This window comes from Streptomyces sp. NPDC101166 (assembly GCF_044768125.1).
In the GTDB taxonomy this organism is placed as follows: Bacteria; Actinomycetota; Actinomycetes; order Streptomycetales; family Streptomycetaceae; genus Streptomyces.
Genome location: NZ_JBIWPF010000338.1, coordinates 1 through 1,068 on the forward strand (window position 1 = coordinate 1; position 1,068 = coordinate 1,068).

2 protein-coding genes are annotated in these 1,068 nt (G+C 64.0%); one reads left to right on the plus strand and one right to left on the minus strand.

Translation table 11 applies throughout. The features are described 5' to 3' along the window. On the minus strand, positions 1–460 hold a 460-nt coding region (locus ACIRS4_RS38930; RefSeq protein WP_404205119.1), incomplete at its 3' end, for a hypothetical protein. Positions 461–662: 202 nt separating this feature from the next. Here ACIRS4_RS38930 and ACIRS4_RS38935 point away from each other — a divergent pair. Beyond that, positions 663–986 carry a nuclear transport factor 2 family protein gene (locus ACIRS4_RS38935; protein ID WP_404205121.1) on the plus strand — a complete coding sequence of 108 codons (324 nt, stop codon included), beginning with the start codon at positions 663–665 and terminating at the stop codon, positions 984–986. Positions 987–1,068 lie beyond the last annotated feature (82 nt).

Here is a 1,068-nt window from a genome sequence, read left to right on the forward strand (position 1 = left end):
GTTCGTCCCAGGTATCGAAGAACACCCAAGGTCCCTGGTCGGCTGGGGCGTAGCACGAAACGCGTGTACCCACCCTGAGACTCGGTGTGCCGAAGGCGGCTTCCACCTCGCTGCGGCGGAAGTCGCGATCGCCTGCCCACTCCCGCACGCGGGTCAGGGGCAGCCATTCGTCGGTATCGAGCTGGCGCTCGACCGGGAGGTAGCCAAACCGGTGGTAGAGCTCGGCGTACACCGATGCGACCTCGGCTGTGCAGCGGCCATCGACACCGAAGGTCGCAGCGAAGGGGCCATGTACTCCTAGTTTTCCGAAGCGGCGCAACGATTCTCGAAGGTGTTCGTATTCGTCGTCTCGGTCGTCCAGGTAACAGAGATCTCGAAGTCGGCCACCGGCCACCGATTCCATCTCCGGTCCGGACCGGGCCCACATCTCGGGCCGGGCAAATAGCTGCCGCGACTCCACGAGCCAACACTGCTTCAGATCCTCCGATGACCGCACCCATCGAGCCTAGGCATACCGACATGTCGCCGCCCGTCGGTCAGTTGTGCACGTTCACGTGCTCGGGCGGGGGTGCCGCCGATGAGGGTGGCCGATTGTGGGGTGGGTCGACATGCGATCATCGAATCGTCGAGTCCATCGCTTGTCGAATCAAGGGAGTGAGCTCATGAGTATCGCCCTCGATCAGCTGACAGAACCTGCGGTGCGGGCGTTTGTCGCCGCGGTGAATGCGGGTGACCGCAATGCGCTCCAATCGGCCCTCACGCTCGGGGCGACGATGTCCGATGATGGCTCGGATCGGGATATCGCGGACTGGACCGAGCGGGAGATCTTCTCGTCGGAGGGTCATATGGACGTGTTGACACAAACGGGTGACGGGCTCGGTCTGGTTGCGAACTATCGCAATGACACCTGGGGGGCGATGCGCACCGCCTGGCGGTTCACTGTCGACAACGGGAAGATCAGTCGCTTCGAAACTGGGCAGGCATAGGGCGCCGGCGTGGCATCCCCATCGGCGATCGATCACGCCGACGGCGTATCCGGAACGCGCGGGGCAGGTAGACGGCCGTGGG

Coding starts and splice junctions, on each gene's coding strand:
- ACIRS4_RS38935 (WP_404205121.1), top strand. CDS start 663: ATGAGTATCGCCCTCGATCAGCTGACAGAACCTGCGGTGCGGGCGTTT.